The organism is Drancourtella massiliensis, from assembly GCF_016900655.1.
In the GTDB taxonomy this organism is placed as follows: Bacteria; Bacillota; Clostridia; order Lachnospirales; family Lachnospiraceae; genus Sellimonas; species Sellimonas catena.
Map to the genome: position 1 here is coordinate 52,890 of NZ_JACJKH010000007.1, position 14,273 is coordinate 67,162.

General features: G+C 47.8%; 12 protein-coding genes. 1 reads left to right on the forward strand and 11 read right to left on the reverse strand.

The window, feature by feature from the left end; genetic code table 11:
• Window positions 1–70: 70 nt before the first annotated feature.
• The 3 genes from H6A32_RS05390 to mgtE all read right to left on the reverse strand — a co-directional run bounded on the left by H6A32_RS05390 (window position 71) and on the right by mgtE (window position 3,716).
• On the reverse strand, window positions 71–1,258 hold the full coding sequence (locus H6A32_RS05390) for an acetate kinase (RefSeq protein ID WP_087168035.1): 1,188 nt from the start codon (window positions 1,256–1,258) through the stop codon (window positions 71–73).
• 17 nt (window positions 1,259–1,275) lie between these two features.
• The gene (gene pta / locus H6A32_RS05395) at window positions 1,276–2,271 is read right to left on the reverse strand and encodes a phosphate acetyltransferase (RefSeq protein ID WP_087168036.1); all 996 of its coding nucleotides are present in this window, start codon (window positions 2,269–2,271) and stop codon (window positions 1,276–1,278) included.
• 113 nt (window positions 2,272–2,384) lie between these two features.
• Entirely contained in the window at window positions 2,385–3,716 is a 1,332-nt protein-coding gene (gene mgtE / locus H6A32_RS05400; protein WP_087168037.1) for a magnesium transporter, read from the reverse strand.
• Window positions 3,717–3,805: 89 nt separating this feature from the next.
• Here mgtE and H6A32_RS05405 point away from each other — a divergent pair, with 89 nt between their 5' ends.
• Window positions 3,806–5,095, forward strand: coding sequence for a nucleotidyltransferase (locus tag H6A32_RS05405; protein ID WP_087252048.1), 1,290 nt, complete (start codon window positions 3,806–3,808; stop codon window positions 5,093–5,095).
• Window positions 5,096–5,176: 81 nt separating this feature from the next.
• Here H6A32_RS05405 and H6A32_RS05410 read toward each other — a convergent pair whose 3' ends face one another.
• The 8 genes from H6A32_RS05410 to H6A32_RS05445 all read right to left on the reverse strand — a co-directional run bounded on the left by H6A32_RS05410 (window position 5,177) and on the right by H6A32_RS05445 (window position 14,228).
• On the reverse strand, window positions 5,177–6,034 hold the full coding sequence (locus H6A32_RS05410; RefSeq protein WP_118635595.1) for a DegV family protein: 858 nt from the start codon (window positions 6,032–6,034) through the stop codon (window positions 5,177–5,179).
• A 29-nt stretch (window positions 6,035–6,063) separates the two neighbouring features.
• On the reverse strand, window positions 6,064–6,861 hold the full coding sequence (locus tag H6A32_RS05415) for an MBL fold metallo-hydrolase (RefSeq protein WP_087252049.1): 798 nt from the start codon (window positions 6,859–6,861) through the stop codon (window positions 6,064–6,066).
• A gap of 24 nt (window positions 6,862–6,885) precedes the next feature.
• A complete protein-coding gene (coaE, locus tag H6A32_RS05420) occupies window positions 6,886–7,476 on the reverse strand; it encodes a dephospho-CoA kinase (protein ID WP_204863893.1) in 591 nt (196 codons plus the stop codon).
• Window positions 7,477–7,495: 19 nt separating this feature from the next.
• Window positions 7,496–10,138, reverse strand: coding sequence for a DNA polymerase I (gene polA, locus H6A32_RS05425; RefSeq protein WP_087252097.1), 2,643 nt, complete (start codon window positions 10,136–10,138; stop codon window positions 7,496–7,498).
• 66 nt (window positions 10,139–10,204) lie between these two features.
• Complete coding sequence (locus H6A32_RS05430; RefSeq protein WP_087168042.1) at window positions 10,205–10,762, reverse strand: manganese efflux pump MntP; 558 nt, start codon at window positions 10,760–10,762, stop codon at window positions 10,205–10,207.
• Window positions 10,763–11,229: 467 nt separating this feature from the next.
• Window positions 11,230–11,868, reverse strand: a complete 639-nt coding sequence (locus H6A32_RS05435) for a phosphoribosyltransferase (protein WP_087252051.1) — start codon at window positions 11,866–11,868, stop codon at window positions 11,230–11,232.
• Between the two features lie 87 nt (window positions 11,869–11,955).
• A complete protein-coding gene (locus tag H6A32_RS05440) occupies window positions 11,956–13,122 on the reverse strand; it encodes an amidohydrolase family protein (RefSeq protein ID WP_204863894.1) in 1,167 nt (388 codons plus the stop codon).
• Complete coding sequence (locus H6A32_RS05445) at window positions 13,122–14,228, reverse strand: amidohydrolase family protein (RefSeq protein ID WP_087168045.1); 1,107 nt, start codon at window positions 14,226–14,228, stop codon at window positions 13,122–13,124. The genes H6A32_RS05440 and H6A32_RS05445 overlap by 1 nt, the downstream gene beginning before the upstream one ends.
• Between the last annotated feature and the right edge of the window lie 45 nt (window positions 14,229–14,273).

Here is a 14,273-nt window from a genome sequence, read left to right on the forward strand (position 1 = left end):
CCTATTCATACCTTGACTATTATATCATGTCATTTCATTTTGTCAACAGTTTTTTTACTGTCTGAGGAGATTAAACCAGTGCTTTTGTCTCACGTGCAATCGCAAGCTCTTCGTTTGTCGGGATGACATATACTTTGACTTTGGAGTCTTCCGTAGAAATCTCGGATGCCACTCCGCGCGCCTGAGCGTTCTTTTCTTTATCAATCTTCACACCAAGGTATCCAAGGTATTCACAGATTTCTTCTCTCATCTGAGTATCGTTTTCGCCTACACCTGCAGTAAATGTGATTGCATCTACACCGTTCATTGCAGCTGTGTAGGAACCGATATATTTTGCCACACGGTATCTGTAAGCGTCAAGTGCCATGATCGCACGTTCATTTCCTTCGTCTGCTGCTGCTCTTACATCACGGAAATCGGAAGATACACCGCTCATTCCGAGAACACCGGATTTCTTGTTCAGGATGTTGAGCATTTCGTTGATATCGATATTCTCATGGTTGCAGATAAACTGCAGGACAGCCGGATCAAGGTCACCGCTTCTTGTTCCCATGATCAGTCCTTCAAGGGGTGTCAGACCCATACTTGTATCAACGCATTTTCCGCCGATGGAAGCTGAGATGCTGGCTCCGTTTCCAAGGTGGCATACGATTACTTTTGCATCGTCTTTTCCGAGGCATTTCAGTGTCTCGCCGGATACGAACATATGGCTTGTACCATGGAAACCGTATCTTCTGATGCTGTATTTCTCATAATATTCATATGGAATTGCGTACATTGCCGCTTTTTCCGGGATCTTCATACCGAAAGCGGTATCGAATACTGCAACGTTCGGTTTGCCCGGCATTGCTGCTTCACATGCTTCGATTCCGATCAGGTTTGCCGGATTGTGGAGCGGTCCAAGGTCAAAGCAGTCACGGATAACTTTCTTAACATCATCGTTGATCAAAGTTGCGTCGCTGTAGATCGTTCCGGCATGCAGTACGCGGTGTCCGATTGCTGTGATATCATCTGTGCTTTCGATAACACCGTGTTCTTTGTCCATCAGAGCGTCCAGCACAAGCTGTACAGCCACTTTGTGGTCTTCCATCGGAGTCTCTACACTGTAGTTTTCTTTTCCTGTCGGTTTGTGTGTCAGTTTGGATCCGTCGATCCCGATTCTCTCGCAAAGTCCTTTTGCAAGAACACTCTCATTTTCCATATCGATGAGCTGGTATTTTAATGAAGAGCTTCCGCAGTTAATAACTAAAATTTTCATTTTTCTTTTCTTCCTTTCTATTTTGACTGGCACTGCACTGCTGTAATTGCAACAACACCTTCGATATCTTTGGCGCTGCATCCTCTGGAAAGGTCATTTACAGGAGCCGCGATTCCCTGAGTCATTGGTCCGTATGCTTCTGCCTTTGCCAGTCTCTGCACTAACTTATAACCGATATTTCCTGCATCCAGGTCAGGGAAGATCAGGACATTTGCCTTTCCTGCAACCGGGCTGTCCGGAGCTTTTGAAGCTCCTACGGAAGGAACGATCGCCGCGTCTAACTGAAGTTCTCCATCCAGCATCAGATCCGGAGCCTGTTCTTTCGCGATCTTAACCGCCTCTACTACTTTTGTGACATCATCATGCTTTGCACTTCCCTTTGAGGAATGAGAAAGCATTGCCACTCTCGGCTCTGCTCCTACAAGCTGTTTGAAGCTCTCTGCGGAGGAAATTGCGATTGCTGCAAGCTCTTCCGGTGTCGGATTCTGATTCAGACCGCAGTCACCGAATACAAATGTTCCGTTTTCTCCCATATCACAGTCCGGTACTACCATGATAAAGAATGCGGATACAAGCTTTGTTCCAGGTTTCGTCTTGAGAATCTGCAGACACGGACGAAGTGTGTCAGCTGTAGAATGGCATGCTCCGGAAACCATTCCGTCTGCGTCGCCCATCTTTACCATCATTACTCCGTAATATGGATAGTTGGTCAGAAGAAGCTCTCTTGCCTGTTCCTCAGTCATACCTTTTTTCTGTCTTAATTCCACCAGCTTTGCAATATAGCTCTCTGTCTTTTCACTCTTTGCCGGATCTACAATCTGTGCACCGCTGATATCGAAGCTTCCCTTATTCTTCGCGATTTCTTCTTCACTTCCGATCAGAACCAGTCTGGCTGTCCCCTCTTTTAAAATTGCCTCGGCAGCCTCATAGGTCCGGGCATCTTCTGTCTCCGGAAGTACAATTGTCTTGAGATCTGCTTTGGCCTTTGCCTTGATTTCATCAATAAATCCCATGATTTAATGACTCCTTTCCATATATTCTCAGATATCACTATTATAACGTAAAGGGAAATTGTATACAAGAGATAATCTGTCTCTTTTTTAGTACAATTTCCCTTTTTAAGCGTTTATAATTCAAACATCATTGTGACAATCGCAAAATAAACAAGGATTGTCCCTGTGTCAAGAAGCGTGGAGATCAAAGGTGTCGCCATGAGAGCCGGATCCAGTCCGATTCTCTTTGCGATCAGCGGCAGGGTACATCCCACCACTTTTGCCATACAGACAATGGCTATGATCGTCACACCGATCACGATACCAAGCTTGATATCATTATACATAATATAAATCCTGATTCCATTCGCGACAGAAAGGACCGCGCCGACAATCAATGCAATCCGGAGTTCTTTGAAAATCACCCGGAAAATATCTTTAAAACGGATTTCCCCGACCGCAAGTCCGCGGATCATCAATGTGGAGCTCTGAGAGCCGCAGTTTCCGCCCGTTCCCATCAGCATCGGAATCAGCGTAATCAGAATCGGCATGGCTGACATGGCATTTTCATAGTAGGCAAGCAAAAGTCCGCTTGCCGTCGCAGAAAGCATTAAAAACAGCAGCCACGGGATACGGGAAAGGGCGTGGCGCCAGACGCTCGTTCCGAAGTACGAGTCATCGTTCGGACTGACACCGGCCATCATACTGATATCTTCCGTTGCTTCTTCCTGCAGGACAATCATCGCGTCGTCAACGGTAACGATACCGACCATGCACATCTCGTTATCCACAATCGGGATTGCCACAAGACCGTACTTCCGGATCATACTGGCTACGTCTTCCTGATCATCATGGGTATGCGCGTAAAGGACGTTCGTATCCATAATCTCTTCAATCGTCTTACTTTCACTGGATGTCAGAAGATCTTTGATATCCACCCATCCGATCAGCTTCTTCTTTTCTGTCACGTAACAGGTATAAATCGTCTCCCGGTTAATACCGACCTGGCGGATCTTCAAAATCGCCTCTTCTACCGTCATTTCTTTCCGGAAACTGACGTAGTCGATATTCATGACACTTCCGGCACTGTCCTCCGGATACTGCAAAAGCGCGTTGATCTGCTTTCTCGTCTCTTCATCAGTCGCCATCAGAAGCCTGTCTACCACATTGGCAGGCATTTCTTCCAGGACGTCGACTGTATCATCAAGGTACATCTCATCCATGACTTCTTCCAGCTCGGAATCCGTCAGCGCATTAATCAGGAATTCTCTTGTCTCGCTGCTCATATAGGTAAAGGTCTCTGCCGCTTCTTCCTTGCCGAGGAGACGGAAAATCAGAACAATCTGCCTTTCATCTACCTCCTCCAGCAGTGCGGCAATATCGACAGGATACATATTCCCAAGTTCTTCTTTCAGTTCTTTAAATTTTCGTTCATCCAAAAGCTCCAGCAGATTTGTTTCGTTCATGTGTATCCTCCTTTCCTGCCGCCATATTATTTTGCAAGCGGATTCCTTTTATAGTATAATCACAACAAGGAGGATATTACAAGAAAATTATGAAAATAGTTGGTTTAATTACAGAATACAATCCATTTCACAATGGGCACGAATATCATATACAGAAGTCAAAAGAAGTGACCGGAGCAGACGCTGTGATCGTCGTCATGAGCGGAAATTTTGTACAAAGAGGAGCTCCTGCCATCATGCCCAAACATCTCAGGGCTAAAGTGGCTCTGAAATCCGGGGCATCCCTTGTTCTGGAGCTTCCGGTCTGCTTTTCCACCGGGAGCGCCGAGTATTTTGCACAGGGTGCCGTTGCGCTTCTGGACAGTCTGGGCTGTGTTGATTCCCTTTGTTTTGGAAGCGAATGCGGAGAGATTGATTCTTTAACCCGGATTGCGCAAGTGCTTGCGGATGAACCCGAAGATTACCGCATGATTCTGCGTTCCTACTTAAAAGAAGGGATTGCCTTTCCCAGGGCCAGAGAAAGGGCTCTGTCGGATTATCTGAAGGACAGATCCCTTTCCCGGATTCTTTCCAGTCCGAATAATACGCTTGGGGTGGAGTACATCAAGGCTTTGATCCGTCTAAAAAGTTCCATACGGCCCTATACGATTCTTCGGAAAGATTCCCGGTATCATGCGGACACACTGGAGACGGACGGCGGTTTCAGCTCCGCTACCGCTATTCGGAAACTTCTTTTGTTCTCCGGCAGTTCCCTTCGGACAGACATGGATACTCCTTACGATGAGCCAAAGCTTTCCTCTGTTCTGACAAGACTGGAAGACCATGTGCCGCCGGAATGTGTCTCCCTGCTTGAGCGGACCCACCTGATCCGCTATCCGGTATACAGCAATGATTTTTCATTGCTCGTCAAATACCAGCTGATGCAGGAAAGCCGCGGAACCCTGACCCGCTATGCCGATATTTCCGAAGAGCTTGCCAACCGGATCATGAAACATCTGAATGACTTTCAGAATTTTGACCAGTTCTGCGACCTGTTAAAGACAAAAGAAGTGACGTATTCCAGGATCAGCCGGGCGCTTCTGCACGTCATCCTCGGAATCCGTTCCTCCCTCTTTGAACAGTTAAGAGAAGACCGGATGGTTCATTATGCCAGAATGCTTGGATTCGTACGGAAAGACAGGGAAGTCCTTTCCCTGATCAAAAATCGTTCGTCAGTTCCGCTGATTCCCAAACTCAGCGATATGGACGCACTGTCTGAACGCGGCGAACAGATGCTTCATCTGGATATTTTTGCATCCAACCTGTATGAATCTGTCATCAGCAACAAATTTAAAACTCCGTTCTGCAATGAATACAGTCATCCGCTTGTGATTGTATAGTCGTATAAAAAAGAGACTCTCTTTGGGAGCGTAGATGATTTCTTTTCATCTTCCGTCTCAAAAGAGAGTCTTTTTCTGATTTTAAAGTGTAATCACTTTGGAACATGCAACGGCCATCGCCCCCGGTCCAATGTGGCAGGCAACACTTAAGGAAAGGCGGTCCATCTCCACTTTATACTGAGGGAATCTGTCCTCAATCTCTTCTTTCCACTTCTGCGCTTCCTCATCAGAGCAGGTGTATGCTGCTTCGAGGTGTACCGGCTGATTTCCAAAACGGTGAAGCAGGTCTTTTTCCATGGCGTCGAGCATTGTCTTCTTCGCCTGTTTCCATCCTCTGACCTTGGCATAGGCATCCAGCTTTTCTCCCTGGATCTGCAGAACCGGTTTCAGATTCAGGACTGTTCCGATTGCTGCAGCGGCCGGTGTGATTCTTCCGCCCTTTTTCAGATATTTCAGCGTGTCCACAGTAATGTAAATACTGGATTCAAATTTGTTTTTTTCCAGAATTTCCCGGATCCCGGCTGCGGATTTTCCTTCGGATGCAAGCCAGATGGCGTCCTTGACAGACTGCCGCTGCGTCACGGAAATCCTCTGGTTGTTGACTACCTGCACACGTCCGTCATAATCATCCGCCAGCATCATGGCAGTCTCGCAGGAACTGCTCAGCCCGCTGGACATCGGAATATAGACAATTTCATCGTACTCTTCCAGATATTTGTCCCACAATCCCATGACATCCCCCGGCGCAGGCTGGGAAGTTTTAATATCATGATTTGCTTTCAGGCGCTCGTAAAATTCTTCCTGGGATAAGGTAATTTCCTCAAAATATTCTTCCCCATCGATAAAAAACGGCATCGGAAGGATTCCGATTCCAAGTTCCTTCCCTTCTGCCTGTGTAATTCCACTGTTGCTGTCCGTCAAAACGGCAACACGACTCATACCATCCTCTCCTTTTCTTTGTTTTCTTCCTATACGGTAATGATATCCGATCTGGTGTCTCTTTTGGCAACCATAATCGGAATGTCCTCTCCTTTGTATGGATTATCCCCGAGAGTGACTTCCAGTTTCACTGTTTCATAGGCCAGCTCGGCATAATTATTCTCCTTGCTCAGATGTCCAAGCATCACGCATTTCAGATCATCGTGCAGGATGTCGCACAGCAGTCTGCCGGAAGATTCATTGGAAAGATGTCCCCGGTTTCCCATCACCCGCTGTTTCAGGTAATACGGGTAGACACCGACTTCCAGCATATGTATGTCATGATTGGCCTCCAGAAGAACCGCGTCCAGATTTTTCAGATTCTCCACAGTATAATCATCATAGATCCCCAGATCTGTCGCAACAGCGGCCGCTTTCTTTCCATTTTCGAAGCGGTATCCTGTCGGTTCATTTGCATCGTGTGAAATCCGAAATGGCCGTACTGTCAGCTCTTTTAAAGTAAACGGCTCATCCGCGCGAATCTCATGGAGCAGTCCCTCCGGCATTTTCCCAAGACTTTTATAATTCCGGATTCCTTCGATCGTTCCTTTTGTGGCGTAGATCGGAATGCCGTACTTTCTGCTGAAAACTCCAAGCCCCTGAATATGGTCGGCGTGCTCATGGGTAATAAAAATCCCGTCCAGCTCGTCCCCTTTCACATCCAGATCCTTCAGTCCTTCCTCGATCCGCTTCTTGCTGATCCCGGTATCGACCAGCACGTGTGTATGTTCATCTCCTACATAAATACAGTTTCCGCTGCTTCCGCTGGCTATACTGCAAATTCTCATGTTTTCCTTTCTCCTTCAAAGTTTCTAGTACGATTCTAACGCTTCTTTGATCTGGATGCAAGTCTCTTTAAAATCCTCTCCGTTTTCAATCACTACGCTGCATGCGTTCCGGAACTGTTCTTCCGATTTCTGGTTCTTCATGATTCCGTCTATCCTTTCGTCCGTATATCCCCGGCTTTCTTTCAGCCGCTTTCTGCGGACTTCATCCGGCGTATGGATATACCAGAGTTCATCACAGATCTCCTCATAATGATCCTCGATCAGAAGCGCTGCCTCGACGACAAAAATCCGCGTACCAGCCTCTTTTTCTTCCTCTTTTTTCTTTCGGATGTATTCCTTGACCCGGGGGTGTACAATCCGGTTCAGCCTTTGAAGCTTTTTTTCATCAGCAAACACAATGTTTCCCAGCTTTTTCCGGTCAATCTTTCCATCCCCGTCAAGAATTCCGCATCCAAACTTCTCTATAATTTCCTCATAGCAGACCTCTCCAGGCTCCTGAAGCTTATGCGCCACCTTGTCCGCTTCGCAGACAACTGCCTGAAAGTCTGTCTCCAGGAAGCCGAGGACCGTGCTTTTTCCGGTCCCGACTCCTCCTGTTATTCCTATTGTTTTCATCTGAATTCCTGACTTTTCTCTATTTGGCCTCATACCAGTTTGATCCGACGCTCATATCTGCAATCAGCGGAACCTTCAGATCTGCGGCATGTTCCATCTCTTCTTTCAGTATCTCTTTAACTTTCTCTACTTCATCGATTCTGGCCTCTACCAGAAGCTCATCGTGTACCTGAATGACAATGCGGGACTCCATCTGTTCCTCACGAAGCCGCTGATTGACACGGATCATCGCAATCTTCATGATGTCTGCCGCTGCCCCCTGAATCGGGGAATTCATTGCCACACGTTCTCCAAAACTTCTCTGCATGAAGTTGCTGGAAGAAAGCTCCGGAACCGGTCTTCTTCTTCCAAAAATCGTTGTCACATATCCGTGCTCTTTTGCGAAAGCTACTTCTCCGTCCAGATATGCCTTGACACCCGGATAGGTTTCGAAATAGCGGTCAATATATTCTGCTGCTTCTTTTCTTGTAATGCTCAAGTCCTGACTAAGCCCAAAGGAACTGATCCCGTAGACAATCCCGAAATTGACCGCCTTCGCATTTCTTCTCTGCAGATCTGTCACCTCGTCAAACGGTGTATGGAATACCTGGGATGCCGTCGTCCTGTGGATGTCTTTTGCCTCCTTATATGCCTGAATCAGCGCCTCATCATCTGAACAGTGCGCCAGAATCCGAAGCTCAATCTGGGAATAATCCGCATCCACAAACACGAATCCTTCCTCCGGCACAAAGACTTTCCGGATCTGTCTTCCCAGTTCCATCCGGATCGGGATATTCTGAAGATTCGGCTCCGTACTGCTGATCCGGCCGGTCGCCGTAACAGTCTGGTTAAAAGTACCGTGAATCCGGTGATCCTCCGAAATAAAATTCACCAGGCCGTCCGCGTAGGTGGATTTCAGCTTTGCCAGCTGCCTGTATTCCAGAATCTTCGATACGACCGGATAGTCCGGCGCCAGCTTTTCCAGAATATCTGCCGCTGTGGAATATCCTGTCTTCGTCTTCTTTCCATGAGGAAGCTCCAGGTGTTCAAAAAGAACGACTCCCAGCTGTTTCGGGGAATTGATATTAAAGGTTTCCCCTGCCAGTTCAAAAATCTCCGCCTCCAGTCTTTCGATCTGGACGCCAAGATCCTGTCCGTATTCTTTCAGGGCTTCCGCTTCCACTTTCACGCCTGCCTGCTCCATATCAAAAAGCGCAAACACAAGCGGCATCTCGATTTCATCAAAAAGTGCTTCCATGCCGTATTCTTTCAGCTTTTCCCGGAGTACGTCTGCTGCCCGGTACATCGTATACGCCTCATAACAGCTCTTTTTCTCTTCAGAAAGCTTCGCATCAATCGTAAGATCCAGATATTCTCTTGCCACATCGTCAGGCTCATAGGAGCTCTTGAGCGGATTTAACAGGTAGGCGGCCACATGAACATCAAAGAAATTCTCCCGTCTGCATGTCCGGACATGCGGCAGTTCTTTTTTTACGTCAAACATGGAAATCTGCGCCCGGCTTTCTGTCAGAGCGGACAGACGTTCCATAAGAGCATCCGCGGAAATCCCGTTTCCGGTCTGAATGGAAACGATCTCGTCCTTCCCGTCTGCTGAAAAGGCAAGCACCGCTCCGGAAATACCGCTCATTGCGGCAAATAACGGAAGAACATTCTCCGTATTCCGCTCCAGAACAACACCTACAGTCCCGGCCCCTGCCGCCTTTTCAAATACAGCATCCATGCCGGCAGGGTCTGTTACGGTCACAAAACTGTCCTCAATTTCGGAAGCCGGAGCCTGAATCTCAAACTTTCCAAGCAGATTTTTAAATTCCAGCTTCTGGAACCACTCATATGCTTCAGCAGTAAAGAGTTCTCCAATCTTTCCTTCTTCCACTTCATACGGAAAATCCGCATGGACATTGATCGTCGCAAGTTCCTTGCTCATCTGTGCCAGATCGTAATGCTCTTTCAATGCTTTTGCCGCCCTCGGAGGCTTAAGTTCGTCCACATGGGCATATGCATTCTCGATCGTCTGATACTCCACGATAATCTTCGTCGCTGTCTTCTCTCCGATGCTCGGAACGCCCGGAATATTGTCAGAAGTATCTCCCATCAGCGCCTTGACATCGATAAACTCTTTCGGCGTCACCTGGTACTTTTCTTTTACATCCTCTTCCAGATAATCTTCCACTTCAGTCCGTCCCTGCTTCGTCTTCGGGATACGGATTTTTACTTTCTTTGTGGCAAGCTGAAGAAGATCCCGGTCTCCGGAAAGGACAACGACCTGCATGCCCGCCTCCTCGCAGCGTCTGGAAAGTGTCCCGATCAGGTCGTCCGCCTCGAGTCCTGCCTGTTCAATCAGTCGGATCCCCATCGCTTTCAGAACCTCTTTGATCACCGGAACCTGCTGCCGGAGCTCTTCCGCCATCGGCTTTCTCGTGCCTTTATACTCCTTGTACATCTCATGCCGGAATGTCGGCGCATGAACATCAAAGGCAACCGTCAGATATTCCGGCTTTTCCTCCTCGAGTATTTTAAAAAGAATATTTAAAAATCCATAAACTGCATTCGTATGAAGTCCTTCGGCATTGGTCAGATCCGGAAGTCCGTAAAATGCCCTGTTCAGAATACTGTGTCCGTCAATCAGGACAATTTTCTGGTCTTGAAATTGTTTTTCATTCATTGTCAAACCCCGTTCCATGTCAAAATACTTCTTTTATTTTACTTCGTTTTGCCCTCTTTTACAATGCTAAAATATGCCAAGATGCTCCAGAAGAATTTTGAGTCCGATCAGAATCAGGACAATTCCGCCGAAACATTCCGCTTTATTTCTGTATTTTGTTCCGAATACCGTACCGATTTTCAGGCCGGCTGCTGAAATCACAAATGTCAGGCAGCCGATAAACGCTGCTGCCGGGGCAATATTGACATCCAGAAACGCAAATGTCACGCCGACTGCCAGAGCATCGATACTGGTCGCCACTGCCAGCGCAGTCATTTCCTTCACGTCAAACCGTGCACCCACGCATTCCTCTTCTCCTCTGGACTCCCGGATCATATTTCCTCCGATGATGGCCAGCAGAATAAATGCGATCCAGTGATCCACACTCTGAATAGCTCCCTTAAAATTCACACCTACAAAATATCCAATGGTCGGCATCAATGCCTGAAATCCTCCGAAATAAAGTCCTACACACAATATGTATTTCGGTTTTGCCACTCCCACAGACAGTCCTTTACAGATGGATACTGCAAATGCGTCCATGGCAAGGCCCACTGCTATGAAAAACAGTTCCAAAAATCCCATTTCTTTTTCCTCCTGGTTGTTTTTTCTTCCCTTAAAATCTGCGCAGAACTTCCGTAAAAAGAGCAAAAAAAATCGAGTCCTACCCATATCATCTTCTGATACAGATAAGTCTCGTTGTTTCATACAAAGCCAGGATCGCTCCAATATGTTGACTTTGTCACACCGAAAGTGCCAACTACTCCCTTATGCTCATTCTTTCTTTGTCATTTCCGCGCCAGCGTTCATCGCTGTTTTGTATTATAACCGACATTCTGCCTTCTTTCAACATTTTTTTCATGATCTGAGCACTTTCTTTCTCACTGCGTCAAAAACGGCAGTCCTCCTCACCCGGGTAACTGCCGTTTTTTCTTATTTGACAGAAAACTGTTAAATAAAAATGCTCCGCAGAATGCGCACTCGCGCAAAGCAGAAGTTTGCCGCTAAAGCGACCGCGCCCGGCGCGAGAGTTCCGCAAGCGGAACTCTTTGTTATAATTTGGAATATCCGTAACTGTTTACCAGCGCCTCAACACGCTTTCCTTCCCTGCACATCGGGCAGCTCTGCGGAGTGTATGCTTTGTAGTCCGGCAGATCCGCGCTAGTAAAAATAGATTTCACTTCCATATCCGCGATCCTGGACACAGCACTGAAAATTCCTGCAACGCCGCACACCTTCCCGCCGTAATACAGTACAGACTCCGCTGCCTTTAAGATCGTCTTTCCTGTTGTAATCGAAGCCGCCAGAATCAGTACCTGCTTGTTTTCAATCATCCGGATCTTATTATCACGGAACAAAATCTGTCCCATCGTATCAAACTCCGGCGTCACAACAGAAATATTGTTGTCGTGGCTCATGGACATATTTGTCTCGTCCGCCAGAATCTCTGCCATAAATGTACCGATCACTTCCGTTTCATCCAGGCATACGATCGTGTCAATGTACGTATGCGTGTATTCCCCCGCCAGAACCCTGGCTGTCTCCCGCGCATTGTGGTGTCTTGTTTTGACTGTGGACATATCGATATAGGTATTGATATGAGAATTACTTGTGGCAAAATGACCTTTCAGAATCTTAATCCGCGCCTTCGGATTCTTCCCGGAACGCAGATTGGTTAAACGTTCATCCATAGGACTGTCCCTCCTTTTTCATTTCTTTCTGATACGGTAACGGTTTTGATAAAGTCATTATACCACATTTTCCCTGACAGGAGTATCTTATGAAACAGACTGCCAGATGACCTTTCCATCAATCATTGTTTTACACACGCTGGCATCCGTATCGAGTCCCGGCCTTCCTTTCACCAGGATCAGGTCCGCGTCCTTCCCCTCCCGGAGTGTTCCGACCCGGTCTTCCACTCCAAGGACGTGCGCCGGATTGATGGTCACCATGCGAAGGGCCCGCAGATACGGTACGCCCTCCCTGACAGCTTCCCCGATATGATGATACAAAGACTCTTCGCTGAGAATCGGCGAATCGGTGATCAGCGCCACATTCACGCCACGCTCATCCAGCGTTTTGACCGCTTCGATGTCTACTTTCCGCCGCTCTCCTGCCGCCCGGTATGTTCCGATCGGCCCGTAGCAGACATCGCATCCGCTTTCCACAATCTCATCGATATAATTGGATGCGCCCCAGGCGTGTTCCAGCGAGAACCGGACTCCATATGCGTTTGCCACTTCTATGGCGGTCAGCATATCATGCTGGGTACAGTGAATCTTGCATGGAATCTCCCTTTTCAGCGCCGGGATCATCGCCTCCATGTCCGCATCATATGCCGGATGATCTCCGGATTCTTTTGCTTCCATGTAATCTTTTGCTTTTCGGAAGGTGTCCCACAGCACCTGAGCCACACCCATCCGGGTCATCGGAAGCTGGTTTCTCTCTCCATAGGTTCCTTTCGGATTTCCTCCAAGAGCTATTTTTACGGCACACGGAGCCTTAATTGACATGTCAAACACATTATTTCCATATGTCTTCAGCGCAAACGGAAGTCCGCAGAACACATTTCCACTTCCAGGAGTCAAAAGCATCGTCGTAATTCCGTGGGAATACGCTGCCTTGAATTCTCTTGCCTGCGGATTTACGCTGTATCTTGCATCTATGGACAACGTCACCGGATTTGTCATCTCATTTGCGTCATCCACGGAGGATTCTCCGTTAAAATCAAATAATCCGATATGAGAATGCGCCTCGATCAGCCCCGGCATGACATTGAGTCCTGCCGCATCGATCACTTCCACATCCCCGGAAAGTTCCTCTTCCGGAATACGGGTGCCGATCTTCTTGATCTTTCCGTCCTCCACCAGAATCTCACCTGTGAAAACAGTATCTCCATCTTCCATTGTATAAATCGTTCCATTTTGAATCAGAGTCTGTGCCATCAGAATACCACCTCCCCATTGATCATGCTGGTTCTGACTCTTGCCGCATAAGTTTTCACCGGATGTCCGGTATAGATGGAAAGATCCGCATCCTTTCCGGTCTCCAGTGTCCCGATTCTGTCAGATACGCCCAGCATTTTTGCCGGATTCAGCGTCATCATCTTCACCACTTCTTCCGCGTCCGCTCCTGCCCGGTACACTTCAATGGCGGTCCACAGGAACACTTCTCTTCCCTCTGAAAAACCTCCGTTGGAAGCGGTAAACGCAACCAGATTTCCATTCTCATTCAGATCGCAGATTTTCCCAAGATCCATTCCGTGCTTGGTTACCTGTGAGCAGTCGCTGACATTTCCCAAAATCAGTCCGGCATTCTGCCGCTTGATCTCCTCCAGCGCCCGGTCAAACTCGTACCCGTCCACCAGGACAAGGGATGTATGTTCCGTTTTCATCATTTCCAGTACACCCTGAATCTCTCCCGCTGTCTGGGCCGCCACAAAGGCCGGCATGCTGCCCTTTTCAAAGATTTCGCAAATCAGTTTTCCCTTTTCTTGTTCCTCCGGAGCTTTTGCCTTTCTGAGGGCCTCCTGAAAAATCCAGAATGCTCCCATTCTTGTTTTTGGCATCTGGTTTCGTCCGCCATAGACCGATTTCACCTCGGATGTGACGCTGCACTTGAGTGCCGCCTTTTCTTTGACAAGCCTGTCTGCCATCTTCATATGGGCAGTTTTGCATACGGCAATCTGTCCACCCATCACATTGGCATTTCCAGGAGTCAGGCCCACTGCCGTGATCCCGCTCTTATAAAACTCCTGGGCATCGATCTCATCCGGATCAATGGCATATTTCACATTCAGCTGCGGAGTCAGCGGATCGGTTTTCTCCTGATTGTCCAGATATCTGGACGGCATCCCCATGGCTCCCACAGAGGAATGAGGATCAATGAATCCAGGGAAAATCTCGCAGCCGGACGCATCGATCACCTCCGCCTCCTGACAGCAGATGCCAGGCGCGATGTCCCGGATCACCCGCCCTTCCGTCAAAATGTCGCATCCATCCAGGACGGTCCCGTCCCCTACATGGATTCTTCCGTTTTTTATCAGGTACATGCTGTTGTTGTCCCTCCTTTTCTGAAAAAAGCCGATCACAAAAGC

Bases quoted from the DNA above. Each gene is read 5' to 3' on its own strand.
- mgtE (WP_087168037.1), bottom strand. From the start codon at position 3,716: ATGAACGAAACAAATCTGCTGGAGCTTTTGGATGAACGAAAATTTAAA.
- H6A32_RS05410 (WP_118635595.1), bottom strand. From the start codon at position 6,034: ATGAGTCGTGTTGCCGTTTTGACGGACAGCAACAGTGGAATTACACAG.
- H6A32_RS05415 (WP_087252049.1), bottom strand. From the start codon at position 6,861: ATGAGAATTTGCAGTATAGCCAGCGGAAGCAGCGGAAACTGTATTTAT.
- H6A32_RS05445 (WP_087168045.1), bottom strand. From the start codon at position 14,228: ATGTACCTGATAAAAAACGGAAGAATCCATGTAGGGGACGGGACCGTC.
- H6A32_RS05430 (WP_087168042.1), bottom strand. From the start codon at position 10,762: ATGGGATTTTTGGAACTGTTTTTCATAGCAGTGGGCCTTGCCATGGAC.
- H6A32_RS05405 (WP_087252048.1), top strand. From the start codon at position 3,806: ATGAAAATAGTTGGTTTAATTACAGAATACAATCCATTTCACAATGGG.
- coaE (WP_204863893.1), bottom strand. From the start codon at position 7,476: ATGAAAACAATAGGAATAACAGGAGGAGTCGGGACCGGAAAAAGCACG.
- H6A32_RS05390 (WP_087168035.1), bottom strand. From the start codon at position 1,258: ATGAAAATTTTAGTTATTAACTGCGGAAGCTCTTCATTAAAATACCAG.
- pta (WP_087168036.1), bottom strand. From the start codon at position 2,271: ATGGGATTTATTGATGAAATCAAGGCAAAGGCCAAAGCAGATCTCAAG.
- H6A32_RS05440 (WP_204863894.1), bottom strand. From the start codon at position 13,122: ATGGCACAGACTCTGATTCAAAATGGAACGATTTATACAATGGAAGAT.
- H6A32_RS05435 (WP_087252051.1), bottom strand. From the start codon at position 11,868: ATGGATGAACGTTTAACCAATCTGCGTTCCGGGAAGAATCCGAAGGCG.
- polA (WP_087252097.1), bottom strand. From the start codon at position 10,138: ATGAATGAAAAACAATTTCAAGACCAGAAAATTGTCCTGATTGACGGA.